The sequence below is a fragment of the Halopseudomonas pelagia genome, from assembly GCF_009497895.1.
Classification (GTDB): Bacteria; Pseudomonadota; Gammaproteobacteria; order Pseudomonadales; family Pseudomonadaceae; genus Halopseudomonas; species Halopseudomonas pelagia_A.
Genome location: NZ_CP033116.1, coordinates 1117613 through 1143868, shown reverse-complemented (window position 1 = coordinate 1143868; position 26256 = coordinate 1117613). Strand labels below are relative to the sequence as shown.

The window sequence follows — 26256 nt, the reverse complement described above, 5'->3', positions numbered from 1 at the left end:
GCCAGGCCCAGCGGCCTTGCTCAGGCCGCTTCATCCTGCCAGCGCTCCGCCGCCTCTGCGCCACGTGCTTCACGCATCGGCAATATGCACAGGATAGCCACCACAAACAGCAGCAGACAGAACACAATGGCATCAGCCAGGCCGAAGCCCCACTGGATGATGCCCAGGCCGAAGATGCCAAATACCGCAGCCAGCTTGGACGCCATACCCCACAGACCGAAAAATTCCGCCGCCTTGCCCTTGGGCGTCAGTACGCCGACCAGTGCACGAGTGGCCGATTGCGACGAACCCAGACTTGCCCCAGCCAGCACCCCGGCGATCAGGAATACATACTGCGCCTCCCAGAACACACCGAACCAGTTACCGATAAGTACAGTCAGAGCCGGCGTCTGCCAGATGGCCATGATCGCCACCAGCCACAGCGCCAGCGTAATCAGGTAGGTGGTACGGGCACCGATATGGCTCTGCAGCCAGCCAAACCCGACCGCGCCCAAGGCCGCAGTAATCTGCACAATGATGAACATGTAAACGCGTACGTCCTCATCCCAGCCGATCACCTGGGCGCCGTAGATAAACGAGAAGGCGATGATGATGTACACACCGGCCATGGCGAAGAACACTGACACCAGCAAATAGCGCAGGTCCTGAAAATACTGGACCTCGCGCCAGGTCGTCAGCACTCGGCGCACACCGATGCTCAGCAGGTTTTCACCGGTGGGCGCTGGGCGTGGCGCGCCGCGCTCCTTCAGCCACAGAAAGGTGGGAATCGCCGCAATCAGGAAGAACGCGCCGGCAAAGGGACCGACCCAGCGCACGGTGTCGTAGTTGTCCGCAGACACCTCACCGAGAAACAGCAAGGCAAAAATCGCCGCGACCAGCCCGCCGATATAGCCCAAGCCCCAACCCAGACCCGAGATCCAGCCCAGCGCCTTGCGCGGTCCCAGATCAGGCAGGAAACTGGCGATAAAACCCTCGCCGATGGAATAGGCAAAATTGGACAGAATGATCAGCAGCACTGCCAACGTCAGCCAGCCAGGCTCAATGATATACAGCAGCGCGGTGGTGATCACCGTCAGCAGGTAGCTGGCAAACAGAAAGCGTTTGCGACTGCCGGTGTAATCCATGATCGCACCGCACAGTGGGTTGGCCACCACGACGAGCAAATAACTCACCGCCAGCGCCAGGCTCCAGAGCAGGTTGCCCAGGCGGTAATCCGGCGCATCGCCGACAATCACCCGGGTGAACAGATCACCGTAAATCACGGTAATGATCAGCAGCGTATAGCCCTGATTGGCGAAGTCGAACATGGCCCAGCCGAAGATCTCGCGCTTGGGGGCCATTGGCGTTTCAGTCATTTGCCTCTCCCGGCAGGGCTTCAATCGAGGTCAATATTTCCCGGGTAATGGCCTCGCGCTTGTACAGATCGTCCAAACGATGCGGCGTATCGATATTCAGCGCAAAGAACACCGGGCCGGTCGGCCACTCAACCCAGCCGACCCACCAGCCGTGCTTACCCTGCCAGCCGGTTTTGGCACGCAAGATCCAATCCGGGCCGGCCTGGTTGATCATCACGTCCTTGACCAGCCGCTGGTGTTGCATCTCGAAGGGCAATTGGTTCCGATAGAGCTTCTGCAGGAACAGCACCTGTTCATAAGCTGAAATTGCCAGTTCACCATCAATCCAATAGGGGCCGCTATCAACGCGCGGATCGGCATTGCCGTAATCGATGCGCTCCAGATAGTTGCGCGCCTGCCCCTCACCCAGCTTGGCCGCGAACTGCTCGTACACCCAGACCGCAGAGTTGCGCATCGACGAGCGCAAATCCTGGTCCTGATTGTGCGGCGCAAAGCTGCGCTCGACGCCGTCCCAGGGGAACACATGAAACTCATCGCGTACCAGGCCGGCATCCAGCGCCATTAGCGCATGAGGGATCTTGAAGGTGGAGGCCGGCGAGTAGCGCCGCTCAGCACGTTCAGGGTCAACCACCCAGATCTGGCCAAAGCCTCGACGCTGATCGGCTACTACAATGGTCCCGGTGGCCTCGAATTTCTCGAACACTGCAGCCCAGTCTGCCCGCGTCTCAGGCGCAGTATCTGCCTGGACCCATGGCGTGAGCAGACAGCCCAGTAACGCCGCCAGAAAAGCATACTTCGACATCAGCAACCTCTTACTCCTCAATCTTCTTGTGCAGCTCCACCTTATCGGTTGCCCTGCCGCGGCGAATGCGAATATTCAGCAGTTCCACGGCCATGGAAAACGCCATGGCGAAGTAGATGTAACCTTTCGGCACATGTACATCAAAGCCCTCTGCCATCAACGTAAAGCCGATCAGCATCAGGAATGACAGCGCCAGCATCTTGATCGTCGGGTTGCTATCCACGAACTCGCCGATGGGCCGCGCGGCGACCAGCATAACCATTACCGATATAACGATAGCGATCACCATCACCGATACGTGATCAACCAGGCCGACGGCGGTGATCACCGAATCCAGCGAAAACACCAGATCAAGCACGGCAATCTGCACAATAACAGCTGCGAAACTGCTGACCACCTTAGAGGCGACTGAAGAATCGTCGTTGACCGCCTCGAGACTGGCATGCACTTCATGGGTCGACTTGGCCAGCAGAAACAATCCGCCAATAATCAGCACCAGGTCACGCCCGGATATTTCCTGACCGAAGATGCTGAACCAGGGGTCTACCAGACCTATGATCCAGGCCAGGGAAAATACCAGGCCCAATCGCGTGAGCATGGCAAAGCCAATGCCGAGCTTGCGCGCCAGTTCCCGCTTCTCCGGTGGCAGCCGCCCAACCAGAATGGAAATGAAAATGATGTTGTCGATACCCAGCACAATTTCCAACGCTACCAAGGTGCCCAATGCAATCCAGGCTTCGGGCATATAAATCCATTCGAACATGAAAGTGCTCCGCTAACGCAGTTAAAATGCGGCCTTCAGCGCCAAGCTGAAAGCGGGTGTTCACAACAGATTATGCTTATAGCACCTTCACTGCCGAGCGCGCGGAAAATCTCGAATCAGCTGTCAGACAATCTGAAAAAACCTTATGGTTTAAGCCTGTATCCGGTTTTGAACACTAGCCATACCAGGCTCAGACAGATCAGCAGAAACACCAGTGTCATCCCCACACTGACGCCAATATGCACATCGGCTACGCCGTAAAAACTCCAGCGAAAGCCGCTGATCAGATAGACTACCGGGTTGAACAGCGTCACTGTCTGCCAGAACGGCGGCAGCATGGTAATTGAATAGAAACTACCACCCAGAAATGCCAGCGGTGTGACAATCATCAGCGGAATGATTTGCAGTTTCTCGAAGCCGTCTGCCCATATGCCGATAATGAAGCCAAACAGGCTGAAGGTAATGGCCGTCAGAATCAGAAAGCCCAGCATCCAGATCGGGTGCTGGATCTCGTAGGGCACGAACAGCCTGGCGGTGAGCAGAATCAGCAGGCCGAGAATCACTGATTTGGTGGCCGCTGCGCCGACGTAACCGATCACGATTTCCGCTGGAGACACCGGCGCCGACAGTACCTCGTAAATGGTACCGGTGAACTTGGGCATGTAGATGCCGAACGAGGCGTTGGAAATGCTTTCGTTGAGCAGCATCAGCATGATCAATCCGGGAATGATAAAAGCCCCGTAACTGACCCCGTCGATCTCCGCCATGCGCGAGCCGATGGCCGCACCAAAGACAACGAAATACAAGGACGTAGAGATTACCGGCGAGGCGATACTCTGCAGCATGGTGCGGCGCAACCGCGCCAGCTCGAAACTGTAGATCGCCCAGATACCATAGAAATTCATGAAGCCACCTGTACTGAAGGCGCGGCAGAAGTCATCCCGCCGCGACCGTTGACCAGCTCGACAAAAATATCTTCCAGTGAACTCTGGCTCGAATGCAGATCCTTGAAGTCGATCCCTTCCTGCGCCAGCGCTCGCAGCAACCCGGCGATGCCGGTCTGCTCCTTGAGCGCATCGAAGGTGTAGATCAGCTCGTAACCTTCGTCCGCCAACGTCAGGGGAAACGCTGCCAGGGACGCAGGAATCGCCGGCAGCGGCTGTTGCAGATGAATGCTCAATTGCTTGGTACCCAACTTGCGCATCAGGGCCGCCTTCTCGTCGATCAGGATAATCTCACCCTGACGGATCACCCCGATCCGATCGGCCATTTCCTCAGCTTCTTCGATGTAATGGGTAGTGAGGATGATAGTCACGCCACTTTCCCGCAGCCGCCGTACCATCTCCCACATATCGCGCCGTAGCTCGACGTCGACGCCGGCGGTGGGCTCGTCAAGAAACAGCACATCGGGCTCATGGGACAAGGCCTTGGCAATCAGCACCCGGCGCTTCATGCCGCCGGACAGGCCCATGATCTTCTCGTCGCGCTTGTCCCACAGCGACAAATCGCGCAAGACTTTCTCCAGATGCGCATCATCGCGTTTCTTGCCAAACAGGCCGCGACTCAGTCGCATGGTCGCCCATACCGTGTCGAACATGTTATTGGTCAGTTCCTGGGGAACCAGGCCGATGGTTTTGCGCGCGGCACGATAATTCCGAACGATGTCGTGACCATTGACCAGGACCTGGCCGGAGGTGGCGTTGACGATGCCGCAAATGATGCTGATCAGGGTTGTCTTGCCGGCGCCATTAGGCCCGAGCAGCGCCAGGATTTCGCCACGGCGGATGCTGAGGTCGACGCTCTTGAGCGCCTGAAAACCCGACGCGTAGGTTTTGGTCAGACCGCTGACGGTGATAATAGGGTCCACTGGGCCTCCTTGAAGCTGGCTAGCGAAATTCCTCTATCTTCTCATGTCCACGCCGCCAGCGCAGACATGTCCGTCTTTATTCGAGATAGAGCGTGGGATGACTTATTTCCGAATCTGTCGATGCTGAGTCGAAGGGCGCCCTCTCCTCCTCCATACACACGCCATGGCGCAGCAGATAGAGGCCATTTACAGCACGTACCAGACCAGGACTGGTCCGGGTAAAAAAGATGCCTGCCGCTTGGCGATCTTCTTCAGAATCCAGCGGCAATAGCTGAGCCCGCGCTTTGATTGCATCAAATATCTCCAGTCCCTCGTGCAGATCACGCTGCGCCGAGTGACAGACGGATGTCGGCGGTAAGGCCGCAAAGTCAGTCTTGAGGCGCGCAATTTCAGCCTGGTAGACCGTACGGCAGCGGCTCAACTGCTGCAGAAAAGCGCTTTTTTGCTGGGGCTTTACCAGTCCGTCGGCCATGGCATCGGCCAAGGCTTGCTGAAACTCGGCTGCTGGCGCGGCGCACAGGCGCTGGGCGTCCACGCCGGGAGCTTCCACAGACGATAGTTTATCACTGGTGTCAGTAAGCGGTGGGGGGTCGGCGGCGAGGAGCGGGCTGCTCATCGGCAGCGTGAATAGCAGCGCTGCCCCTACACCTGCCCAGAACCCTTTGGCCTGATATGAAATACGGATCACAACACCCCTGATATTGGATTGAATATTTTCCTGCGAACGACCGATCAATCAACCCATGCATCCAGAGCTTTTCGACAGCGGTTAGTGCGCCAATTTTAAGGTCCGGGCAAGGCCTTTACCAGACCCCAGGGGTTCGCAGCGGGATTAGCCTGCGACAGCGACGGTCAACCAGATACCAGCCAGCAACATGGATATCAAGGTCACTGGCACGCCGCTGCGGGCAAAATCGATGAATCCCAGCCTGACGCCCTGACGCCGGGCGCTTTCCACCACGATGAGGTTTACGACACTGCCAATCAGCAGAAAGTTGCCTGCCAGGGTCGACATCACCGCCAGGCTGATCAAACTGGCTTCACTCAGCTCAGGCCATAACCCCAGCAGCAAAATAACAAAGGGCACATTGCCGATCAGGTTACTTGCTATCAGTGACAGGCCTGCCAAGGCCGCCACGCTTTCTGGCAACTCACCACCCACGGTCAGGCTGTGGGCAAACTGTGTCACTTGCGGAATAGCCGCGGCAGCGCCGGTCACTAGGAACAGGCCGATAAACAGCAGCAACAGGTTCCAGTCGACCTTTTCGACGTACCTATGACTGTCTACCGTGCGCGAGAGCATCACCAGAACAGCGATAGCCAGCGCAGAATATTCGCGAGGGAATGGCAGGGAGAACAGCAGGATCAAAGCCAGCGTCGCCAGCATAGGCTTGTAGCGGTAACTCTGATGCGGCATCGCCTCGCTGACGGCGCTCTGCGACGGCGGCTGGTATTTCCAGCCATGCCGCCACTGCCACCAGATAACCGCGTAAACCACCGTCAATGCCATCAACGCCGGTACCGCCGCCGCCAGTGTATAGCTCCAGAAATCCAACCCGCCAGCTTGGCCAATAAGAATATTCTGCGGATTGCCAATCAAGGTCGCGACCGAGCCGGCGTTGCAGGCCAGCGCCAGTGCCAGCAGGAACGGACGTGGATCCAGACCACGCTGGCGAAGGGTGCGGCATAGCAAGGGCGTCAGCGCGAAGGCGACGATATCGTTCACCAGGATCGCCGAGAGCAGTCCGCCCATGGCGACCACGCCAAGCAACAGCAATTCCGGCTTTTGCGCGTGCCGGTCAAGGAGCTCGGTCAGCCCTGTATAAGCGCCAGAGAAATCGAACTGCGCAGACACCAGCATCAACGCAAACAACAGCAGCAACGCGCCGCCATCCAGATAATCCATGGCCTGAGCCGGCGACATCGCCCCCGACAGCAGCAGCACTGTCGCAGCCGCGACGGCGATCCAGGCGCGGTCCACGCGTAGCCCTCGGATTCCACCCACAGCCATGCCGAGGTAGGTCACTACAAACGCGATCAGTATCAACCAGGTCATGACCAGGTTCCGTCAAGGGATGGCAAAAAGGGATGGCAAAAAAATCCCCCCATCTGCAACGCACATGGGGGGATTTTATGACCCGGATGTCTATTACCAGCGCTTAAGCCGCGCTGATCTTGAACCCGTAGCGCGGGAAGTGCACCTGCACCAGCCCGGCACGCTCGTCTTCACGGGAAATGACGATTTCTTCGGCGTCTTCGAATACCAACTTGCCGGCCACCTCTTCAGTCCCGTAATCGACTGCGCTGACAGTGACCTGCTGGCCAGCAGCAAACCCGCCTGGGCTGACAAAATCAGTCGCGGGCATGCTTTCCGGAGTCGCTTCGTTCGCTATTCTGATCGCTTCAGCAGACTCCATGGCAGTGGAGGAGCCATGACCAAAATCGGCCATGCGCGCCATCCAGGCCTTGACCGCCGGATAACCTTCCAGGACTTCTGCCACTGCCTTGTTGCTGGCGACAAACCAGAGCGCATGGTAATGGGCAAAATCCGCTACGCACGCCTGGTCGCCAAGCAGAAACTCACCATCGCGGTCGAGCTGAGTTTCCAGCCGGCCAATCAAAGCGGGCCACTGCGACAAGGCTACCGCAGAGTCCAGACGGCTGGCTGTGCCGCCAGAGAACAGGGCCTTGCGGTCAGCCATAAAGCCCTGGACCATTGCCTCAGGCGCACCGGCAAAGCGTGCAGCCAGACCCTTGGGTTGGAAGTTGATCGCTACACCATGCTGAAACAGCACCTGGTCAGCAAATTGCGCCAATCCAGCCGCAGCCGCCTCTTTACCTTCCGGGAACAGCGCTGGGGTGGCTTTTTCACGCTCGAGGCGGCGCGCGATCAACGCGGTGTCACAATAAATATCGGCGCCGATCTGCAGCACCGGGGTCCTGCGATACCCGCCCGTTAATGCCGTCAGGTCTGGCTTGGGCATTACCGCAGGAATCATTACCGAGTGCCAGGCCAGCCCCTTGAAACCCAGCATCAGACGGGCCTTCTCAGCAAAAGGGGACTGCGGATAGTGATGCAAAATCAGATCGGTCATCGGAATTCTCCTGTCAAAGTGGATCCAGCTTAGCGCGTGCGTCGGATGCTGCACAGCTACTCGCAGCAATTGATAGCTCGGCATTGAGCTGACTGATCAGTCGCTCCTTGGTCGCCTTCGCCAGCGCCTTCACGCAGCGCTCCTGACGCAGTGCATCGGAATGATCGGTACAGCGCTCAAACCACACCAGCGCCACTGCCGGGCTACGATTAAAGAATCGCGCACCTTTGCCGCGCTGGTGCTGGAGCAGTCGGCGATGCGGATCGGTACTGATGCCGGTATACAAGTGACCATTGGCAGCCCGCACCATATAAACCCACCAGACTTTCACGGCTGCCGTCGGGGCAGACGTCTGTTCGGCGCTTCCGGCACTGTTCGCGGCGCAATGTCCGGCGCGATGTTCAGGGCTGTGTTTGCTGTTAGGCACAGGCATACTAGCTATCTTGAACCTTGGAGTAAGCCATGTTTATACAGATTTTCAGTACCGGTGGCACCCTGGACAAGGTCTATTTCGATGCCTTGAGTGAATACCAGATTGGCGACCCGGTGGCCCCGGAGTTGCTAGAGCAGGGCCGTGTCGGTTTTGACTATGCGGTCGAGTCATTGATGAAGAAAGACAGTCTGGAGCTGGATGACACCGACCGCAGGCTGATTCACGACAAAATCAAAGCCTGCCCGCACGAGTATATTCTGATCACCCACGGCACCGACACCATGACGGTAACCGCAGCGGGCCTGGCCGATATCGACGGCAAGGTGATAGTGCTGACCGGCGCCATGCAGCCTGCGCGCTTTCGCGATTCCGACGCGCTGTTTAATCTGGGCCTGGCGATCGGGGCTCTGAACACCTGCCAGCCGGGCGTGTATATCGCCATGAGCGGCCGGGTGTTCCCCGCCGACGGTGTTCGCAAGAACCGCGTCGCGGGGCGCTTTGAGGAGCGCTAGCTGCAAGCTGCAAGGATGATGATCAGGTCCAGACGAGCGTCAAGGTGCCTCTGCCGCTTTCAACTAGACGCTTGCCGCTTGTAGCTTGCCGCTCCTGCCCACTACGGGCAGGCTCAGCCCGTACCGCCGACGGTAATCTGATCGATCTTAAGCGTCGGCTGACCGACACCCACTGGCAAGGACTGACCGTCCTTGCCACAGGTGCCCACGCCGCTGTCGAGTTTCAGGTCATGGCCGACCATGGACACGCGGTTCATCACTTCCGGGCCATTACCAATCAGCGTCGCGCCTTTGACCGGCGCGGTAATTTTGCCGTCTTCGATCAGATAGGCTTCGCTGGTAGAAAATACGAACTTGCCGCTGGTGATATCCACCTGCCCACCGCCCAGATTGGCGCAATAGATGCCTTTCTTGACCGAGCGAATAATATCTTCCGGATCGCTTTCGCCCGCCAGCATATAGGTGTTGGTCATGCGCGGCATCGGCAGGTGGGCGTAGGACTCGCGGCGACCGTTACCGGTGGCTGGCACGCCCATCAGCCGGGCATTCAGTTTGTCCTGCATATAGCCCTTGAGAATGCCGTTCTCGATCAAGGTGGTGCAGTTGGTTTGATTGCCCTCATCGTCCACGCTCAATGAGCCACGCCGCTCGGGAATAGTGCCATCGTCAACGATGGTACACAGGCTGGAGGCAACTTTTTCACCCACCCGGCCGCTGTAAGCTGAGCTGCCCTTGCGGTTGAAGTCACCTTCCAGACCATGGCCGACCGCTTCATGCAACAGCACGCCGGACCAGCCCGGACCCATGACCACCGGCATCGCCCCTGCCGGTGCCGGTATGGCTTCGAGATTGACTACCGCCTGACGCACCGCCTCCCGGGCATAGCCGAGAGCGCGCTCTTCTGCTTCGAAAAAGCGGTAATCGGTGCGTCCGCCGCCGCCAAAGCTGCCACGCTCACGCCGACCGTTGTGTTCGATAATGACACTGACATTCAGGCGGATCAGCGGGCGGATATCACCTGCCCAGGTGCCATCACTGGCAGCCACCAGCACGGTGTCATGCACGCCGCCAAGGCTGACGCTGACCTGGGTAATACGCGAATCCAGACTACGCGTGTAGGCATCCAGACGTTGCAGGAAGGTCACTTTGTCAGCCTGGGGCATCACATCCAGTGGGTTGTCTGCTGCATAGAGCGGCTGACTGTTGCCACGCTTCCACGCCTGCACACTGCCCGCCTGGCCAGCGCGCGCTATGGAGCGCGCCGCGCCAACCGCCTGACTCAAGGCTGGCATGCGGATGTCATTGCTGTAGGCAAAGCCGGTTTTCTCGCCGGACTGAGCACGCACGCCGACACCCTGGTCGACATTGAAACTGCCATCCTTGACGATACCGTCTTCCAGCACCCAGGACTCGCTGATCTGATGCTGAAAATACAGATCGGCCGCATCTACGCCCGGAGCGGAGACGATTTGACCCAGCACATTGGCAATGTGGTCGGGACTCAGTTCGGCCGGCATCAACAGACGGCTCTCGACTTGTGCGAGCAGATTACTCATGCGTTTGGGACTCCTTGGCTGCTGGGACAATAGTGTCCACAGCGGCAAAACGACGGTGCTGTAGCACGGGCATCCGCCCGCGCACAGACTCAAGATATTCCGGGTCCAGAGCGCCAATAACCACGCCCTCACCCTGGTCCATGCCGGCCTGGATCTCGCCCCAGGGGTCGACAAGGCAACTGTGACCAAAGGTCTCACGCCCCCCCGGGTGAAGCCCACCCTGGTTGGCAGCCAGTATGTAACACTGGGTTTCGGCCGCCCGCGCGCGCAGCAGAATATCCCAGTGCGCCGCGCCGGTAACCGCAGTGAAAGCCGAGGGCACGACTATCAGCTCAGCGCCCGCACGACGCAGCGCCAGGTACAGCTCGGCGAAACGCAGATCATAACAGATGCTCAGCCCGACTCGACCGACCGGTGTATCGATGCACACCAGTTGATCGCCGTAGCCATAATCACGCGATTCCTGATAGCTGCGCTGATTGTCGGCGACTTCCACATCGAACAGATGCAGCTTGTCGTAGCGAGCCACTTCGCGACCATGATCGTCGAACACCAGGCAGGCCGCCATGGCTTTGCCGCCAGGCTTGCGCGGCAGCGGAATACTGCCGCCGACCAGCCATACCCCATGGCGCTCAGCCTGGTCGGCTAAAAATTGCTGGATCGGCCGGGCACCGCTGGCCTCTTCCTCGGCGACTCTGGCCAGGTGGGGGCTGCCAAACAGCGCGAAGCATTCCGGCAGCAGCAGCAAGCGCGCACCCTGGGCGGCGGCGCGGGCGATCAGCTCGCCAGCGCGGGTCAGGTTCGCGTGTACGTCCGGACCGCTGATCATTTGTATGGCTGCAACTTGATGCATCTCAGTCCTCCTCCAGGGCGGCTTTGTTGTCAAACGCGCGGTCAAATTCCACGCTGGGCTGTTTCCAGTCGCCACTGATCTTGTATTTTACCGAGGCAAAGCGTGCTACCCGATCACCCAGAATCTTGTCAGCGATGAACAGCGCACCGCCGATATAGGGCGCACCGACCAGTAGCGCGGCCAGCGGCAGATTGTTGGTCACTGGCAAGGTGACCAGCAAACCCATGTCAATCTGGTCCGCCGCCAGGTCCAATTTGCCGTCCAGTTGCAGCTTGGCGCCAGGCCCATCCATCACCAATGGGCTAACGGTGTGCATGGTCCCATCGGTGAACACCAGGTCACCGTTCAAAGTATCGTAAGCGGTACCACTGCCGAACAGATCACTGAAATCCAGGCGCAGGCGCCGGGTAAAGGCATTGAAGTTCAGCAGGCCGAAAATGCGCAATGCATCAGCGCCGCCCTCGCCGCTCTGTAGCGCGCCGTCCTTGGCCTGTAGCTGGAGCTGACCGGTGCTGCGGCTGAGAGCGAAAAAGATGGGCGAGCCGGGCCAGCTCAAATCGGCCTGCATGGCAAAGCTGTCGCTGGTCAGTGTGGGCGCATAATGCCAGGCTTTCAACACATCACCCATGTCGTCAGCGCGCATCTGTCCCTTGAAGTGGCTACGTGGCCCCGCTTCCCGCCAGTCCAGCTCTCCGGTCAGCTGCAAGCCACGCAGGTTGACGCTCAGATCACGAATTTTTGCCCCTGACGCGTCGGGTCGCAGACGCATGTCCACCGCCCCCACGGGCTCACCGGCCCAATAGAGCTGGTCAATATGCAGATCCACCGGCGGTAGCGTGCTCGGCTTGACCATGCGCAGGCTGTCCTCGGGCAGCAATGGTTTAGCCAATGCATCATCTGTCTGAGCATCGGCCGGACGCTCAAGCTGCAACCGTTGCAAATTCACCTGCAGTGGCTCGGATGTGGCATCGGGCAACGTCACCTGGCCGCGAATACGCGTCTGATCGATATCAAACAGCCAGCCGCTATCAACGCGTACACCTGTTACCGCGAGCCCCTCCAACTCCTGGCCGAAGCCGGAAAAACGTTCAGCGCGCAGATCCACCGCGCTGACGACCTCGCTCGCAGTGCCGCGCAACGGCTGCAGCTCCTTCGCTTCCGGCAGCGCAAACTGATGGGTCTCCCACCAGCGCTGCCATTCATCCAGATCCAGATCATTCAATCGCGCACGAACATTCAGGCCCGAGGCAGTACCCGCAGGCGCCAGCTCGGTGCGATAGGCGAGCTCACCACTCGGTGCACCATCGACCACCTGTAGTTGCCCGGCAAGGTCCGCTCCCAGCCTGAAATCCCAGCGCTGGCGCTGCTCATTCAGACGTAGCGTCAGCGTGCTCGGCAAGCGGCTCGCGGCCGGCTTGGCCAGGGGGCCGGGCAAGTCCAGACTGACGCCTTCCAGGTCGCTGTTTATCTCAATGCGCTGCTGCCCGGTACCCAGTGTCACCGTGCCCTGCCAGCGCGTTTCGCCGTCGACCAATCCGGCCGGCATGGCCGCAAGTAACGGCCAGCCACGCAGGTTATCCATGCTGTGCCGTCCGCTAAGTTGCACACGCTGCTCACCGACCACACCATCAATGCTTCCGCTGACAGGCCCACCCAGCACCTCGGCTTTGAGGTCCCGGGCCTTGATCCCTTGTTGCAGATCAAACTCAAAATCCCCGGTGACCTTGGTCAACGGTGTTTGCAGCTGGGGTATCAGCAGCTGATCTGCTTTTGCCTGCCAATTGATCTGTATTGATGGAGCCTGCTGCCCCTCAAGCGGGAGCGTCAGAGCGATATCGCCACTCAGCTCGCCGGTGCCCTGCCAGCCGTTTAAAGGGTCACCGGTAGTTTGTGCCAGAGGCGTGTCCTGCATGATCGTCAGGGCATTGGCCAGCGGCCCTTCGGCATGCCCGGAAATACTCAACAACACGGGCGCTTGGGCGTTTTCACGCCGCGTGCTGACCTTTACGTCGCTCAAGCGGGTATCCAGCAGTTGCGCTTCGGCGGGCTGGATATCCAACTCCGTATTGTTCAGCCGCACTACGCCATGGGCCTGTTCCAGCCTGGGCCAGCCCGGACGAAACGCCAAACTGCCCTGTTCGACCTGCAGGTACAGCTTGAGCTGGCGCTCATCTGGACCGGCGCCGCGCAATAGTGATCCCTGATACTGAAACACCGCCAGCGGCACCTGGCCCTGAAACTCTGCAGCGGCCAACCATTCGGCCAATTTAGGGCTGAACCCGGTAGCGGAAGTCGGCAGGTAACGGTCGGCATACAGCGCATCGCTATCGCGCAGGGACACCTGGAGGTCCATGTTCGGAACGCCACCCGGGGGTGGAAGCTGCAAGTTGAGATCAACTGCTATAGGTCCTTCCTCGGCGGTGACCTTCAAGCCCGAGGCATCCAGGCCCAGGCCGGATTCTTGCGCCCATTGCCAGGCCATTTTCCCCTGCAACCGTTCAAACGCCCAGGCTTGCGGGAACAGCCGCGGCAGATGCATGCCCCAGTCATGACTGTCGACGCGCAGCTCTCCGGCGGCAGCACTGCCAGCCATCGTGCCGCTGATGCCGTTCAGCGCAGGCACGCCTTCCCAGGCCTGCACCCCGATCCGGTCCAGGGCAGCGTCGATCTGCAGGCCGCCGAGATCCTTCAGATCGGCAGTGCCGCGCAGGTGAATATCACGCAGGAACCCAGTTGGATTGAGCGTCGCAAGGCGTTCGCGCTGGCGATCTTCGGTGATAAAAGGGGGTAACAATTGGCTGAGCAGCGCCAGCGGCAAGCTGTCCATGCGTAGCTGCCAGTCGCCCTGCGCGGTGTCCCGCTCCAGTTGCACACGGGTTTTAGGCCAGGCACGCTCATCCAGGCGCAACATCAGGTTGTCGACCTGCACACGCTGCGTAGCACCCTGTTGGAAACTGAAATCGGCGAGCAAGTCGCGGATCAGCGGCACCGGCTGATCAGTCGCCATTTGTAACCTCGGCACCACGACCTGACCTTGCAGCGCCTGTAATCGCTGCTCACCCCAGTTACCCCAGAAGCGCCCGCCCGCGACCAGCTCTTGCAAACGGGCAGACTCCAGCAGATTGGGCGGCAGATAGCGAGACCAGTCCAGCGCAGGCAACTCAAGGAAGAAACTCAGCTGGGTCTCTTCCCAGCGGCGAAACACCTCGGGTGCATTGGCCTGCAGACGGATCTGCTGGCCGTCAGGTAAGCGCACCTGGGCATCCAGTCGCTGCCAGTCAGCCCCATTGAGCAGCGTCAGATCACCATTGCGAAACAGCCACTGGGGCTGGGCGTAGGGGCTGATCTGAATCTGCGTATTCAGCAAGGTGATCCGACGCTGGTCAAACAGCAGTTCCAGCGCCTGGTCCAGACCCAACTGACTGGTCTGCAGCTCACCCAGCCCGTAGAGCCGCCAGCGACCCTCGGCATTCTCTACCAACTCCAACGCCAAGCCCTCGACCTGCAGCGCATCCATCACCAGGCGCTGCTGCCAGAGGCTGGACCAGATGTCGATCCTGGCAGTAACGTCTTCCAGCGCAAACAGCACCGGACTGTCCGGACTGGCATCCGCATGCACCTGCAGACCGCGCAGGCTCAATACCGGATGAGCGCCCTGCATTTCGCCGGCAAGGCTATCGAGCAGAATGTAGCGACCGGTTTTCTCTTCGGTCCAGTCGAGCAACTGCGTCTGATAATCGGCTATCGCCGGCACAAACTGACGGCCCAGGCTGACGTAGGCAGCGGCCAACAGCAACCAGGCCACCAGCAGCACGATCAGCCCATCCAGGGTACGCTTTAACCAGCGTTGCCAGCGCATTGAGGTCAGCCCTTCATCACATCAGCACCACGTCATATTGTTCCTGGGTATAGACCGTCTCGACCTGAAACTTGATCGGGCGCTCGATAAAGATCTCCAGATCGGCAACATGCCCGGATTCCTCATCCAGCAGGCGGTCGATCACCGACTGCGACGCCAGCACCATGTAAGCGCCGGCCTGATAGGCCCGCGCCTCACGCAAAATTTCACGGAAGATTTCATAGCAGACGCTTTCCGGGGTCTTTTGAATCCCGCGGCCTGAGCAACAGGGGCAAGGCTCACAGAGAATCTGTTCGAGGCTTTCACGGGTGCGCTTGCGTGTCATCTGCACCAGGCCCAGCTCGGTTATACCGATGATATTGGTCTTGGCGTGATCGCGTTCCAATTGTTTTTCCAGGGTGCGCAACACCTGGCGCTGGTGTTCTTCATCTTCCATATCGATGAAATCGATAATGATGATGCCGCCCAGGTTGCGCAGCCGCAGTTGCCGGGCGATGGAGGTGGCGGCCTCCAGATTGGTCTTGAAAATGGTTTCTTCCAGGTTGCGATGACCAACAAACGCGCCGGTATTCACATCAATGGTAGTCATTGCTTCGGTCTGATCGATGACCAGATGCCCGCCGGACTTGAGCATGACCCGCCGCTCCATGGCCTTCTGAATCTCGTCTTCGATGCCGTAGAGGTCAAAAATCGGTCGTTCACCCGGATAGTGCTCAAGAAAACCGGATACCGCCGGCATCAGTTCCTGAACAAACACTTCGATCTTCTGGAAGGTTTCGCGCGAATCCACCCGCACCTTTTCCGTCCGCGGGCTGACCAGATCACGCAAGGTGCGCAGCGCCAGTGACAGGTCTTCATAGATGACCGAAGGCGAAGGGGCAGCCTGAATCTGCTGCGAGATCTGCAGCCACAGGCGGCGGACATAGCGAATATCGGCGAGAATTTCATCTTCACGCGCAGCTTCGGCGGCGGTGCGCAGAATAAAGCCCCCCGCCTCTTCGATCCCTTCAGAAGCAACACAATCGGCAACGATCTGTTTCAGCCGCTCGCGCTCGCTTTCTTCCTCGATCTTCAGGGAAATCCCCACATGCGGCGTGCGCGGCATATAGACCAGAAACCGGGATGGAATCGACAGGTGGGTGGTCAGGCGCGCGCCCTTGGTGCCAATCGGATCCTTGGTGACCTGCACCACCAGAGCCTGGCCCTCGTGCAACAAGGCGGTGATCGGCTCTACCGCCGAGCCTTCACGCTCGGACACCTCGGAGGCATGAATAAAGGCGGCACGTTCCAGGCCGATATCAACGAAGGCCGCCTGCATCCCAGGCAACACCCGGACCACCTTGCCCTTGTAAATATTGCCAACAATACCGCGACGCAGCGTGCGCTCGATGTGCACTTCCTGCAGCACGCCGTTTTCCACCAGGGCGACCCTGGTTTCCATGGGCGTGACATTGATCAGTATTTCTTCGCTCATGCGCTCTCCAAACCAGATCGCCGAAATGCGACTTCGCTCGCGATCCTTTCAACGGTCTGGACACTGTGCTTCAGAATACCGGAAATCGGAATTCCATTTCAGAGCGGCTGCCAACTGGCGATACCAAAATCCGCTAACAGACCGGCCGTTTCCAGCAAAGGCAGGCCGACTACCGCACTGTAACTACCTTCGATCCGCTGCACGAATACAGCTGCCAGGCCCTGAATACCATAACTGCCAGCCTTGTCTGCAGGTTCACCGGTGGCCCAGTAAGCTGCAATTTCAGCCTCGCTCAAAGACCGAAAAAATACCGTGGTATCCACCCTGAGCAATTCACAACGCTCACCACTGGCGACAGCCACCGCAGTCAAAACCTGATGCTCTCGACCCGACAGACTGCGCAACACGTCGGTAGCCTGCTGCTGATCAACCGGTTTACCAAGGACGCGCCCGTCCAGTACCACCACCGTATCTGCTGCCAGTACCACCGCTGCAGCTTCGGCAGCTACCCGCTGCTGACCGGCAGCCACCTTGGCCAGGGTAACTCGCTCAACGTAGGCTTCCGCGGACTCACCAGGCAGAACTTGTTCATCGACATCACAGGCAAACTGGCGATGCACCACGCCGATCTGCGACAGTAGTACGCTGCGCCGGGGAGAGGCTGAAGCCAGATACAAACTGGCTATAACCGGCTCAGAGTACATGAAAGCGCATTCTGATGACGCGCAACACCGACGATACCCAGGGCCAGAGTAATGCACTGACCAGCGCCGGCAATAGAAATAGCAGAATTGGCGGCCGGCTGCCGGTCAGACTGCTCAGCCACAGCAGAACCATCTGCGCAATGCCCAGGACTGGCAGCATCACCAGACTCTGCTGCCATAGCGGGAAGCGTCGAATACGCTGGTGCAACAGCAACATCATCCAGGCTACCAGTGTCATGACCAGCGCATATTGCCCGAATAGTTGCCCATAAAGTACGTCCGTAGCCAAACCGGCAACCCAGGCGGTCAACAGTCCAATACGGTGCGGTAGCGCCATGACCCAATACGCCGCAACCATGGCTACCCACATCGGCCGTCCCAGATCCATCGGTGCGGGCATGGGCATGACGCTAAGCAACAAGGCAACGATAAAGGTCAGTGCAACGATCAGATTGGTTCGCATCATTGCGCTCCCTCGACGGCCGGTGCTTCGCTGGGGGGCAAACTAAGGGGTGCGTCGAGAGGAGCTTCGAGCGTTTCGGTCGCCGCTTCCGGCGCGCCCGGAGCTGACAGTACTGGATCCTGAAGCGCCTCTTCGACGGCTTGCACTTCCGCATCATTCAGCTCGCTATCCTCTTCCAGTACGGGCACCAGTTCGCCGTAACCGGACTCGGCACTGAATACCAACAACATATAGCGGCTGCGCGTCAGTTGGGCGGTGGGCGCGACTTTCACGTCGGCAAAAGGTTGCGACGGGTCCTGCTCCACAGACAGCACCCGGCCTACCGGGTAACCGGCAGGAAAGCGCTGGCCAAGACCAGAACTGACCAGAATATCGTCCACGCGGATATCCGCGGTATCCCCGACAAAGCGCAGCTCCAGCCATTCGTTGTTACCGGCACCCGAGGCGATCGCACGCAAACCATTGCGGTTAACCTGTACCGGCAGACTGTGCGAACTATCGGTGATCAGCAGCACCCGCGCAGTGAACGGCATGACCTCCACCACCTGCCCCATCAGCCCGGTAGCGTCGAGCACCGGCTGACCGAGGAACACACCATCGCGTTCACCCTTGTTGATCAGCACTCTTTGGGTATAGGGATTGGGATCAACACCAACCAGCTCGGCGACCAGCACGCGCTCGTCCACCAGCGAGGATGAATTGAGCAGCTCGCGCAAACGCACGTTCTGCTCGGTCAGGGTCGCCAGCTTTTGCAGCTTGCGCTGGATCAGCAAGGCTTCGGCGCGTAGGCGTTCGTTTTCAGCCAACAGGTCGGCGCGGCTGGAAACTTGCTGGTACACGGCATCCCAAAGGCGTACCGGCAAGTCGGCAACATAGTAGATAGGGGTCAGGATCAGACTCAAATTGGAGCGCACAGGCTGCAATGTCGATACGCGCGCATCGGCTACCATCAGCGCAATGGACAGCACTGACAGGACCAAAACCCGTACGCCCAGAGATGGGCCTTTGATGAACAGCGGTTTGATGGCGAGCTCCTCGCAGCGACAGACTTCAGGCTGTCAGCAACCCAGATCAGCAGCACAAACCCGCAAAGGCTGCGGGCTTGCGTGCCTGCAATCCGATCACTCGGTTGAGAGCAGATCCATGGTGTGCTGATCCATCATTTCCAGCGCTTTACCGCCCCCGCGGGCCACGCAGGTCAGCGGCTCCTCGGCGACAATCACCGGCAGGCCGGTTTCCTGAGTAAGGAGTTTATCCAGATCACGTAGCAATGCGCCACCACCGGTCAGGATCAGGCCGCGTTCGGCAATGTCTGATGCCAGCTCTGGCGGAGACTGCTCGAGCGCGCTCTTGACCGCCTGCACGATAGTTGCAAGGGACTCCTGCAACGCTTCGAGCACTTCATTGGAGTTCAGCGTGAAGGCGCGCGGTACGCCCTCGGCCAGGTTGCGGCCACGCACGTCGACTTCCAGCACTTCACCACCGGGGAAAGCCACACCGATTTCCTGCTTGATGCGTTCAGCAGTGGATTCGCCGATCAGGCTGCCGTAATTGCGGCGTACATAGGTAACGATGGCTTCATCAAAGCGATCCCCGCCGACTCGCACTGACTCGGCATAAACCACGCCGTTGAGCGAGATCAGCGCGATTTCGGTAGTACCACCACCGATATCCACCACCATCGAACCGCGAGCCTCTTCCACCGGCAGGCCGGCGCCGATAGCCGCAGCCATGGGCTCTTCGATCAGAAAGACTTCACGGGCGCCAGCACCGAGCGCCGATTCACGAATCGCACGACGTTCCACCTGGGTGGATTTGCACGGCACACAAATGAGTACACGGGGGCTGGGCTGGATGAAACTGTTTTCATGGACCTTGTTGATGAAATACTGCAGCATCTTTTCACAGACGCTGAAGTCGGCGATAACGCCATCCTTCATCGGACGAATCGCCTGAATATTGCCTGGCGTACGACCCAGCATGCGCTTGGCGTCGGTGCCGACGGCGACAACACTCTTCTGGTTGCCATGGGTACGAATGGCCACAACGGATGGCTCATTCAGAACAATGCCGCGGTCGCGGACATATATTAGCGTGTTGGCGGTGCCCAGATCGATGGATAAATCACTGGAGAACATGCCACGAATTTTTTTGAACATGCGGTAAGTACACCCTGGTGCGCGTGGGTTAATCGTAGAAGAAACACTGATAAACTACCTGTCTGGAAAACGGGCCGTCCTCACAAGACTGTCTGAGGCGATATGCCGGCGGGCCAACTCGAATGCGCAGGTAACTGATCGGTACTTCCGGAAGTGTCGCAACTCTAACAACGGCGGGGTTTTTGGGCAAGGCGCGTCTGTGGTAAATTCGCGCCTTTGTCTTGATTTCCGCGACAAAATCACCATATCTCAGATACATCGGGTACATTCAGCCGCATCGCCCCTGCTTCACGGAGAACAGCACATGGCATTAGACCGCACAGAGGTGGAAAAGATCGCCCATCTGGCCAGAATCGCTCTGAATGAAGAGGATATTCCCGCCACCACGGCGAAGCTGTCCGGCATTCTCGAGCTGATCGATAAAATGCAGGCTGTGGATACTCAGGGTATCGCCCCGTTAGCTCACCCGCTGGAGACCACTCAGCGGTTACGCACTGATGCTGCAACTGAAAGCAATCAGCGCGATGCTTATCAGGCCATCGCCCCGGCGACCGAGGACGGTTTGTATCTGGTGCCCCGGGTTATTGAATAGCCGTTATCGAATAACCGGTATTGAATAGCCAGTATCGAACAAACGTTATTGACCAACGCTGCTTATCAGCGCTGGACTCGCCAAGACACGAGAAGAATTTCCCATGCATGAGAAAACTCTGGCCCAGCTGTCGCAGGCCCTGCACAGCAAGACGATCTCCAGCGTCGAGTTGACCGAACATTATCTCAAGCGCATCGAGCAGTTTGATGGTGCGCTCAACAGCTTTATTACCGTGGCACCGGAACTCGCCTTGACCCAGGCCAAGGCCGCTGACCAGCGCCTGGCTGACGGAACCGCCACGGCCTTGACCGGCATACCGCTGGCCCACAAGGACTTGTTCTGTACCCAGGGCCTGCGCACCAGCTGCGGCTCAAAGATGCTCGACAACTTTGTCGCGCCCTATGAATCGACCGTGACTGCGCGCTTTATTGAAGCCGGCGCGGTGACGCTGGGCAAGACCAACATGGACGAGTTCGCCATGGGCTCCTCCACCGAATCGAGTTTCTACGGCCCCACGCGCAATCCCTGGAATACCGAGCATGTGCCCGGCGGCTCGTCGGGCGGCTCCGCTGCTGCGGTCGCCGCACGTCTTTGCGCTGCTGCCACCGGCACCGACACCGGCGGCTCGATCCGTCAGCCGGCCGGCTTTACCGCGTTGACTGGTCTGAAGCCGACCTACGGCCGAGTCTCGCGCTGGGGCATGATTGCCTATGCATCCAGCCTGGATCAGGGCGGCCCGATGGCGCGGACTGCCGAAGACTGCGCGCTGATGATGCAGGTCATGGCCGGCTTCGACAGCCAGGACTCCACCAGCGTCGACCAGCCGGTGGCCGACTACAGCGCCGGCCTGAATGATTCGCTCAAGGGTTTGCGCATTGGCCTGCCGAAGGAATATTTTGCCAGTGGTCTGGACGCTGCTACCGCTGACGCCATTCAGGCCGCGGTGAAGCAATTCCAGGCACTCGGCGCCGAGGTCAAGGAAATCAGCCTGCCGAATGCCGGCCTGGCGATTCCAGCCTATTACGTTATTGCGCCGGCCGAGGCCTCCTCCAACCTGTCGCGTTTTGACGGTGTGCGCTTCGGCTATCGCTGCGAACATCCGGCCGACCTCACTGACCTGTACAAGCGCTCACGCGGCGAAGGCTTTGGCGCGGAAGTGAAGCGGCGCATCATGGTCGGTGCTTATGCGCTGTCCGCCGGTTATTACGACGCTTATTACTTGCAAGCGCAGAAGATCAGGCGCCTGATCAAGAACGACTTCATGGCCGCCTATGAACAGGTCGATGTGATTCTGTGCCCGACCTCGCCGACGCCAGCGTTCAAGATCGGTGAAAAGATCGATGATCCGGTCAGCTTGTATCTGACCGACATCTATACTATCACCGCCAACCTGGCAGGCGTACCCGGTATTGCCCTGCCCGCGGGGTTTGCCAACGGACTGCCTCTGGGCATGCAGTTGCTTGGCCCGTATTTCAGTGAGGCGCGCCTGCTGAACATCGCGCATCAGTATCAGCAGGTTACCGACTGGCACAGCCGCACGCCGGCCGGCTACTGAGAGGATTGAGAACAGACTATGCAATGGGAAATCGTAATCGGCCTGGAAATCCACGCCCAGCTCACCACCGCCTCGAAGATCTTCTCCGGCAGCGCCACCGCTTTTGGCGCCGAGCCGAACACCCAGGCCAGCCTGATTGATCTGGGCATGCCTGGTACCTTGCCGGTACTGAATGCCCAGGCGGTGCGCAATGCGGTCAAGTTCGGTTTGGCCATTGATGCCGAGATCGCCAGCAGCAACGTCTTCGCGCGCAAGAACTACTTTTATCCCGACCTACCCAAGGGCTACCAGATCAGCCAGATGGACCTGCCGATCGTCGGTAAGGGCTTTCTCGATATCACCCTGGAAGACGGCAGCATAAAGCGCGTCGGCGTCACCCGTGCACACCTGGAAGAGGACGCAGGCAAGAGCCTGCATGAAGATTTCCATGGCATGAGCGGCATCGACCTCAACCGTGCCGGCACGCCGCTACTGGAAATCGTCTCCGAGCCGGATATGCGCAGCGCCAAGGAAGCCGTGGCCTATGCCAAGACCATTCACTCGCTGGTGCGCTATCTGGGCATTTGCGATGGCAACATGGCCGAAGGATCGCTGCGCTGTGATTGCAACGTATCCATTCGGCCCAAGGGCCAGACCGAATTCGGCACCCGCTGTGAGATCAAGAACGTCAACTCTTTCCGTTTTATCGAGAAGGCGATCAACACCGAAGTGCAGCGTCAGATCGAGCTGATTGAAGATGGCGGCAAGGTCATACAGGAAACTCGCCTGTATGACCCCAACAAGGACGAAACCCGCTCCATGCGCAGCAAGGAAGAGGCCAACGACTACCGCTACTTCCCCGACCCCGACCTGCTGCCGGTCATTATTGAGCAGGCCTTTATCGAGGAAATCCGCGCGGAGCTGCCGGAATTGCCACAGCAAAAGCGTGAACGCTTTGAAAGCCAGTTCGGGCTCTCGGCCTACGACGCCAGCGTGCTCTCGGCCCAGCGCGAGCTGGCTGATTACTTCGAGGAAGTGCAGCGCGTCTGCGGCGATGCCAAACTCGCAGCCAATTGGGTGATGGGCGATCTGTCCAGCCTGCTGAACAAGTCGGACCTGGATATCGAGCAGTCGCCGGTCAGCGCCGAGCAGCTGGGCGGCATGATTGCGCGGATCAGGGACAACACCATCTCCGGCAAGATCGCCAAGATGGTCTTCGAAGCCATGGCCGCTGGCGAAGGCAGTGCCGATCAGATCATCGAAGCCAAGGGCCTGAAACAGGTTACTGACAGCGGTGCGATCGAAGCGATGCTGGATGAAGTGCTGGCAGCCAACGCCGAACAGGTCGAGCAATACCGCGCCAGCGACGAAAACAAGCGCGGCAAGATGTTCGGCTTTTTCGTCGGTCAGGCGATGAAAGCATCCAAAGGCAAGGCCAACCCGCAACAGGTCAACGAACTGCTGCGAAGCAAACTGGAAGGCTGACTGCGGCCCATCGCGCCTGCCGATGCGGGTTGATTACGGAGAACTGTGATGCGCCGGATTGTTTTGCTAGCCCTGCTCTCACTGATACTGCCGCTACAGCCCGCCCAAGCGGACATCAGCGATGCCGCGGAAGACATACAGGACGCCATCTGGCAGGAAACCGGACGGGCGTCCTACTATGCCGCACGCCTGCAAGGTCGGCATACCGCCAATGGCGAGCGCTACGACCAGTCAGAACTCACCGCCGCCCATCCGAGCCTGGCCTTTGGCACCCGCGTCTGCGTGACCAATCTGTATAACGGCCGCGAAACCGTGGTGCGGATCAACGACCGCGGCCCCTTCGTCGGCAACCGTATCATCGATCTTTCCCGCCAAGCCGCGCTGGATCTGGGCATGATCCAGCGCGGTGTGGCGCGCGTCCGCTTGAGCCTCTGCGACGAAGAAAACAGCTAAGCCAGCGGCGTTATTCGCAACTTCTTGTTGTATTGCGCGGGACAAACTCCCGGCATGAGTGTCTATACTGGGGCGCAAACAGACAACAAAAGGCATTTCTATCAGCTCCTTTCCTCCATCTCCCTGCTTCGCGCCCCCGATTCTGCCAACAGATAAAAGGACGGCACCATGACTGAAAACACGTCTGACAACTCGACTGAAAAGCCAAGCCGCTGGAAATCCACCATACTGGTTCCGGTCTTCGCGCCAGCAGTGATCATTACCCTGCTGTTAGTGGTCGGCACTGTCAGTAATCCAGAACTGGCGGGTGAAGCGTTCAGCAGCACCCTGGCCTACATCACCACCACCTTCGGCTGGTTTTATATGCTCGCGGTGGCCATGTTCCTGATTTTCATCGTGATGATCGCGTTCAGCAAATGGGGCAATATAAAACTTGGGCCTGACCATTCGGAGCCGCAATACAGTTTTCCGGCCTGGTTCGCCATGCTGTTTTCCGCTGGCTACGGCATTGCGTTGCTGTTCTTCGGGGTTGCCGAGCCGGTATTACACTATGCCGCTCCCCCGGCCGGCGCCGCGGAAACCGTCGACTCGGCCAAGCAGGCGATGCAGATTGCGTTTTTTCACTGGGGCTTTCATATCTGGGCGATCTACGGCCTGGTAGGTCTGGTGCTGGCCTATTTCTCCTTCCGGCATGGCTTGCCGCTGTCGATGCGTTCGGCGCTGTACCCGCTGATTGGCGACCGTATTTATGGCCCGATCGGTCACACGGTGGACGTATTCGCGATCCTCGGCACGCTGTTCGGCATCGCCACTACGCTGGGTCTGTCGGTTTCGCAGATCAATGCGGGGTTGAATTATCTGTGGCCCAGTATCCCGGTGAATATCACGGTGCAGATCATCGCCATCGCGATAATTACCAGCCTGGCTCTGATCTCGGTTGTCGCCGGCCTCGACAAGGGTGTGAAGAACCTGTCGATTCTGAATATGGTGCTGGCGATAGTACTGATGGTCTTCGTGTTCGCCGTTGGGCCCTCGATCATGATTCTGGAGACCTTCCTGCAGAATACCGGTAGCTATCTGAACAATATCGTCGAACGCACTTTCAATCTTCAGGCTTACACCCGCAGTGACTGGATCGGCAACTGGACCTTGTTCATTTTCGGCTGGACCATTGCCTGGGCGCCCTTCGTCGGCCTGTTTATCGCCAAGATCAGCCGCGGCCGCACTATCCGCCAGTTCGTCATGGGCGTGATGCTGGTACCGACGATCTTCACCTTCCTGTGGTTTTCGATCTTTGGTGATACCGCGCTGCACCTGATCATGAACGAGGGTTACACCGCGCTGATTACTGAGGTGCAGAACGATACTGCGATTGCCCTGTTCAAACTCTATGAACGGTTGCCGCTGACCTCGATCGTGTCCTTCATCACGGTGATCCTGATTATCACCTTCTTTGTTACCTCCTCGGACTCCGGCTCGCTGGTGATTGATTCGCTGGCCTCAGGCGGCGCCATGCATACGCCTGCCTGGCAGCGCGCTTTCTGGGCGATACTTGAAGGGGTGGTGGCGTCGGTGCTGCTGCTGGCTGGCGGTCTCAGTGCGCTGCAGACCATGACCATTGCCAGCGCTCTGCCGTTCTCGATCATCATGATTATCTCGGCGATCGGAATGTGGCGGGCGCTGGTGATTGAAGGCCATCGCGATCAAAGCCTGCTGCACCCCATGCAGTCAACCCGCCACCACACAGGCAATCCGACCACCGCCTGGAAAAAGCGTCTGGCAGGCATCGTCAATTTTCCCGACAAGGCCCAGGTGGAGAAGTTTATCAACGGTGTTGCGTTGGAGGCGATGCAGGGTCTGCAGCAGAACATGGTTGAGCAAGGTTGGGAGGCCGAAGTACATGCCGATACCGAACATGGCCGGGTGTATATCGAAATCATCAAGGAAGGTGAGCTCGACTTTATCTACGACGTGCGCATGCGCGAGTATGCGCGGCCGAGCTTTGCGTTTCCGCAGATGGCTCGTGCTGACGAGGCGAAGGAGTTCTACTACCGCGCCGAGGTGTTTTTGCGTCGCGGTGGTCAGACTTACGACGTCTACGGTTATGACCAGCAGGAGCTGATTGGCGATATCCTCGACCACTTCGAGAAGTATCTGCACTTCCTGCATATATCCCCCGGCAGCCTGCCGTGGAACATGGCCGAGCATGATGAGATGCTGCATGACGTACCGGAGGTCAAGCCCACCAGCTAAAACGAAAAAGCCCGATCGGCAAGTGCTGATCGGGCTTTTATCGT

General features: G+C 58.9%; 23 protein-coding genes. 6 read left to right on the top strand and 17 right to left on the bottom strand.

What is annotated here, in order from left to right; genetic code table 11:
• Nucleotides 1-20: 20 nt before the first annotated feature.
• From EAO82_RS05375 to EAO82_RS05335, 9 genes are all read right to left on the bottom strand, one after another.
• The gene (locus EAO82_RS05375; protein ID WP_174958716.1) at nucleotides 21-1355 is read right to left on the bottom strand and encodes an MFS transporter; all 1335 of its coding nucleotides are present in this window, start codon (nucleotides 1353-1355) and stop codon (nucleotides 21-23) included.
• The gene (gene blaOXA / locus EAO82_RS05370; protein WP_096344736.1) at nucleotides 1348-2157 is read right to left on the bottom strand and encodes a class D beta-lactamase; all 810 of its coding nucleotides are present in this window, start codon (nucleotides 2155-2157) and stop codon (nucleotides 1348-1350) included. Before blaOXA ends, EAO82_RS05375 begins: the two co-directional genes overlap by 8 nt.
• A 10-nt stretch (nucleotides 2158-2167) precedes the next feature.
• Complete coding sequence (locus EAO82_RS05365; RefSeq protein ID WP_096344715.1) at nucleotides 2168-2920, bottom strand: TerC family protein; 753 nt, start codon at nucleotides 2918-2920, stop codon at nucleotides 2168-2170.
• A 143-nt stretch (nucleotides 2921-3063) separates the two neighbouring features.
• A complete protein-coding gene (locus EAO82_RS05360) occupies nucleotides 3064-3825 on the bottom strand; it encodes an ABC transporter permease (RefSeq protein ID WP_096344714.1) in 762 nt (253 codons plus the stop codon).
• On the bottom strand, nucleotides 3822-4787 hold the full coding sequence (locus EAO82_RS05355) for an ABC transporter ATP-binding protein (RefSeq protein WP_096344713.1): 966 nt from the start codon (nucleotides 4785-4787) through the stop codon (nucleotides 3822-3824). Before EAO82_RS05355 ends, EAO82_RS05360 begins: the two co-directional genes overlap by 4 nt.
• Before the next feature lie 76 nt (nucleotides 4788-4863).
• A complete protein-coding gene (locus EAO82_RS05350) occupies nucleotides 4864-5475 on the bottom strand; it encodes a hypothetical protein (protein ID WP_143520250.1) in 612 nt (203 codons plus the stop codon).
• Between the two features lie 144 nt (nucleotides 5476-5619).
• A complete protein-coding gene (locus EAO82_RS05345) occupies nucleotides 5620-6843 on the bottom strand; it encodes an SLC13 family permease (RefSeq protein WP_096344711.1) in 1224 nt (407 codons plus the stop codon).
• 103 nt (nucleotides 6844-6946) lie between these two features.
• Complete coding sequence (locus tag EAO82_RS05340; RefSeq protein WP_096344710.1) at nucleotides 6947-7882, bottom strand: glutathione S-transferase family protein; 936 nt, start codon at nucleotides 7880-7882, stop codon at nucleotides 6947-6949.
• A 13-nt stretch (nucleotides 7883-7895) separates the two neighbouring features.
• Complete coding sequence (locus tag EAO82_RS05335) at nucleotides 7896-8192, bottom strand: GIY-YIG nuclease family protein (protein WP_231703331.1); 297 nt, start codon at nucleotides 8190-8192, stop codon at nucleotides 7896-7898.
• A gap of 152 nt (nucleotides 8193-8344) precedes the next feature.
• Here EAO82_RS05335 and EAO82_RS05330 point away from each other — a divergent pair, with 152 nt between their 5' ends.
• A complete protein-coding gene (locus EAO82_RS05330) occupies nucleotides 8345-8827 on the top strand; it encodes an asparaginase domain-containing protein (protein ID WP_096344708.1) in 483 nt (160 codons plus the stop codon).
• Between the two features lie 113 nt (nucleotides 8828-8940).
• Here EAO82_RS05330 and tldD read toward each other — a convergent pair whose 3' ends face one another.
• From tldD to mreB, 8 genes are all read right to left on the bottom strand, one after another.
• Entirely contained in the window at nucleotides 8941-10383 is a 1443-nt protein-coding gene (gene tldD / locus EAO82_RS05325; protein ID WP_096344707.1) for a metalloprotease TldD, read from the bottom strand.
• Nucleotides 10376-11236, bottom strand: coding sequence for a carbon-nitrogen hydrolase family protein (locus tag EAO82_RS05320; RefSeq protein WP_096344706.1), 861 nt, complete (start codon nucleotides 11234-11236; stop codon nucleotides 10376-10378). Before EAO82_RS05320 ends, tldD begins: the two co-directional genes overlap by 8 nt.
• Before the next feature lies 1 nt (nucleotide 11237).
• Nucleotides 11238-15095 (bottom strand): YhdP family protein, encoded by a 3858-nt coding sequence (locus EAO82_RS05315; RefSeq protein ID WP_096344705.1) that lies wholly within the window; start codon nucleotides 15093-15095, stop codon nucleotides 11238-11240.
• 16 nt (nucleotides 15096-15111) lie between these two features.
• A complete protein-coding gene (gene rng, locus EAO82_RS05310) occupies nucleotides 15112-16569 on the bottom strand; it encodes a ribonuclease G (protein ID WP_096344704.1) in 1458 nt (485 codons plus the stop codon).
• A 98-nt stretch (nucleotides 16570-16667) separates the two neighbouring features.
• Nucleotides 16668-17255, bottom strand: coding sequence for a Maf family protein (locus tag EAO82_RS05305; RefSeq protein WP_096344735.1), 588 nt, complete (start codon nucleotides 17253-17255; stop codon nucleotides 16668-16670).
• 7 nt (nucleotides 17256-17262) lie between these two features.
• Nucleotides 17263-17739 (bottom strand): rod shape-determining protein MreD, encoded by a 477-nt coding sequence (gene mreD, locus EAO82_RS05300; protein ID WP_096344703.1) that lies wholly within the window; start codon nucleotides 17737-17739, stop codon nucleotides 17263-17265.
• Entirely contained in the window at nucleotides 17736-18716 is a 981-nt protein-coding gene (gene mreC / locus EAO82_RS05295) for a rod shape-determining protein MreC (protein ID WP_231703287.1), read from the bottom strand. The genes mreD and mreC overlap by 4 nt, the downstream gene beginning before the upstream one ends.
• Nucleotides 18717-18857: 141 nt before the next feature.
• On the bottom strand, nucleotides 18858-19895 hold the full coding sequence (gene mreB / locus EAO82_RS05290; RefSeq protein ID WP_096344701.1) for a rod shape-determining protein MreB: 1038 nt from the start codon (nucleotides 19893-19895) through the stop codon (nucleotides 18858-18860).
• 304 nt (nucleotides 19896-20199) lie between these two features.
• On the opposite strand from mreB, the gene gatC reads away from it, so the two are divergent.
• From gatC to EAO82_RS05265, 5 genes are all read left to right on the top strand, one after another.
• Nucleotides 20200-20487, top strand: a complete 288-nt coding sequence (gatC, locus tag EAO82_RS05285) for an Asp-tRNA(Asn)/Glu-tRNA(Gln) amidotransferase subunit GatC (RefSeq protein WP_096344700.1) — start codon at nucleotides 20200-20202, stop codon at nucleotides 20485-20487.
• A gap of 103 nt (nucleotides 20488-20590) precedes the next feature.
• Nucleotides 20591-22042: an Asp-tRNA(Asn)/Glu-tRNA(Gln) amidotransferase subunit GatA gene (gatA, locus tag EAO82_RS05280; protein WP_096344699.1), complete on the top strand. Its 1452-nt coding sequence runs from the start codon at nucleotides 20591-20593 to the stop codon at nucleotides 22040-22042.
• 18 nt (nucleotides 22043-22060) lie between these two features.
• On the top strand, nucleotides 22061-23506 hold the full coding sequence (gene gatB, locus EAO82_RS05275) for an Asp-tRNA(Asn)/Glu-tRNA(Gln) amidotransferase subunit GatB (protein ID WP_096344698.1): 1446 nt from the start codon (nucleotides 22061-22063) through the stop codon (nucleotides 23504-23506).
• A 48-nt stretch (nucleotides 23507-23554) separates the two neighbouring features.
• Nucleotides 23555-23959, top strand: coding sequence for a septal ring lytic transglycosylase RlpA family protein (locus EAO82_RS05270; protein ID WP_096344697.1), 405 nt, complete (start codon nucleotides 23555-23557; stop codon nucleotides 23957-23959).
• Between the two features lie 168 nt (nucleotides 23960-24127).
• The gene (locus tag EAO82_RS05265; protein WP_096344696.1) at nucleotides 24128-26212 is read left to right on the top strand and encodes a BCCT family transporter; all 2085 of its coding nucleotides are present in this window, start codon (nucleotides 24128-24130) and stop codon (nucleotides 26210-26212) included.
• Nucleotides 26213-26256: the final 44 nt, after the last annotated feature.

Excerpts from the sequence above, each read along its gene's own strand:
- EAO82_RS05360 (WP_096344714.1), bottom strand. The coding sequence starts at position 3,825 with ATGAATTTCTATGGTATCTGGGCGATCTACAGTTTCGAGCTGGCGCGG.
- tldD (WP_096344707.1), bottom strand. The coding sequence starts at position 10,383 with ATGAGTAATCTGCTCGCACAAGTCGAGAGCCGTCTGTTGATGCCGGCC.
- blaOXA (WP_096344736.1), bottom strand. The coding sequence starts at position 2,157 with ATGTCGAAGTATGCTTTTCTGGCGGCGTTACTGGGCTGTCTGCTCACG.
- EAO82_RS05265 (WP_096344696.1), top strand. The coding sequence starts at position 24,128 with ATGACTGAAAACACGTCTGACAACTCGACTGAAAAGCCAAGCCGCTGG.
- gatB (WP_096344698.1), top strand. The coding sequence starts at position 22,061 with ATGCAATGGGAAATCGTAATCGGCCTGGAAATCCACGCCCAGCTCACC.
- EAO82_RS05365 (WP_096344715.1), bottom strand. The coding sequence starts at position 2,920 with ATGTTCGAATGGATTTATATGCCCGAAGCCTGGATTGCATTGGGCACC.
- gatC (WP_096344700.1), top strand. The coding sequence starts at position 20,200 with ATGGCATTAGACCGCACAGAGGTGGAAAAGATCGCCCATCTGGCCAGA.
- EAO82_RS05270 (WP_096344697.1), top strand. The coding sequence starts at position 23,555 with ATGCGCCGGATTGTTTTGCTAGCCCTGCTCTCACTGATACTGCCGCTA.
- EAO82_RS05320 (WP_096344706.1), bottom strand. The coding sequence starts at position 11,236 with ATGCATCAAGTTGCAGCCATACAAATGATCAGCGGTCCGGACGTACAC.
- EAO82_RS05345 (WP_096344711.1), bottom strand. The coding sequence starts at position 6,843 with ATGACCTGGTTGATACTGATCGCGTTTGTAGTGACCTACCTCGGCATG.
- EAO82_RS05335 (WP_231703331.1), bottom strand. The coding sequence starts at position 8,192 with ATGGTGCGGGCTGCCAATGGTCACTTGTATACCGGCATCAGTACCGAT.
- EAO82_RS05340 (WP_096344710.1), bottom strand. The coding sequence starts at position 7,882 with ATGACCGATCTGATTTTGCATCACTATCCGCAGTCCCCTTTTGCTGAG.
- EAO82_RS05330 (WP_096344708.1), top strand. The coding sequence starts at position 8,345 with ATGTTTATACAGATTTTCAGTACCGGTGGCACCCTGGACAAGGTCTAT.
- mreB (WP_096344701.1), bottom strand. The coding sequence starts at position 19,895 with ATGTTCAAAAAAATTCGTGGCATGTTCTCCAGTGATTTATCCATCGAT.
- mreD (WP_096344703.1), bottom strand. The coding sequence starts at position 17,739 with ATGATGCGAACCAATCTGATCGTTGCACTGACCTTTATCGTTGCCTTG.
- rng (WP_096344704.1), bottom strand. The coding sequence starts at position 16,569 with ATGAGCGAAGAAATACTGATCAATGTCACGCCCATGGAAACCAGGGTC.
- EAO82_RS05375 (WP_174958716.1), bottom strand. The coding sequence starts at position 1,355 with ATGACTGAAACGCCAATGGCCCCCAAGCGCGAGATCTTCGGCTGGGCC.
- EAO82_RS05315 (WP_096344705.1), bottom strand. The coding sequence starts at position 15,095 with ATGCGCTGGCAACGCTGGTTAAAGCGTACCCTGGATGGGCTGATCGTG.
- gatA (WP_096344699.1), top strand. The coding sequence starts at position 20,591 with ATGCATGAGAAAACTCTGGCCCAGCTGTCGCAGGCCCTGCACAGCAAG.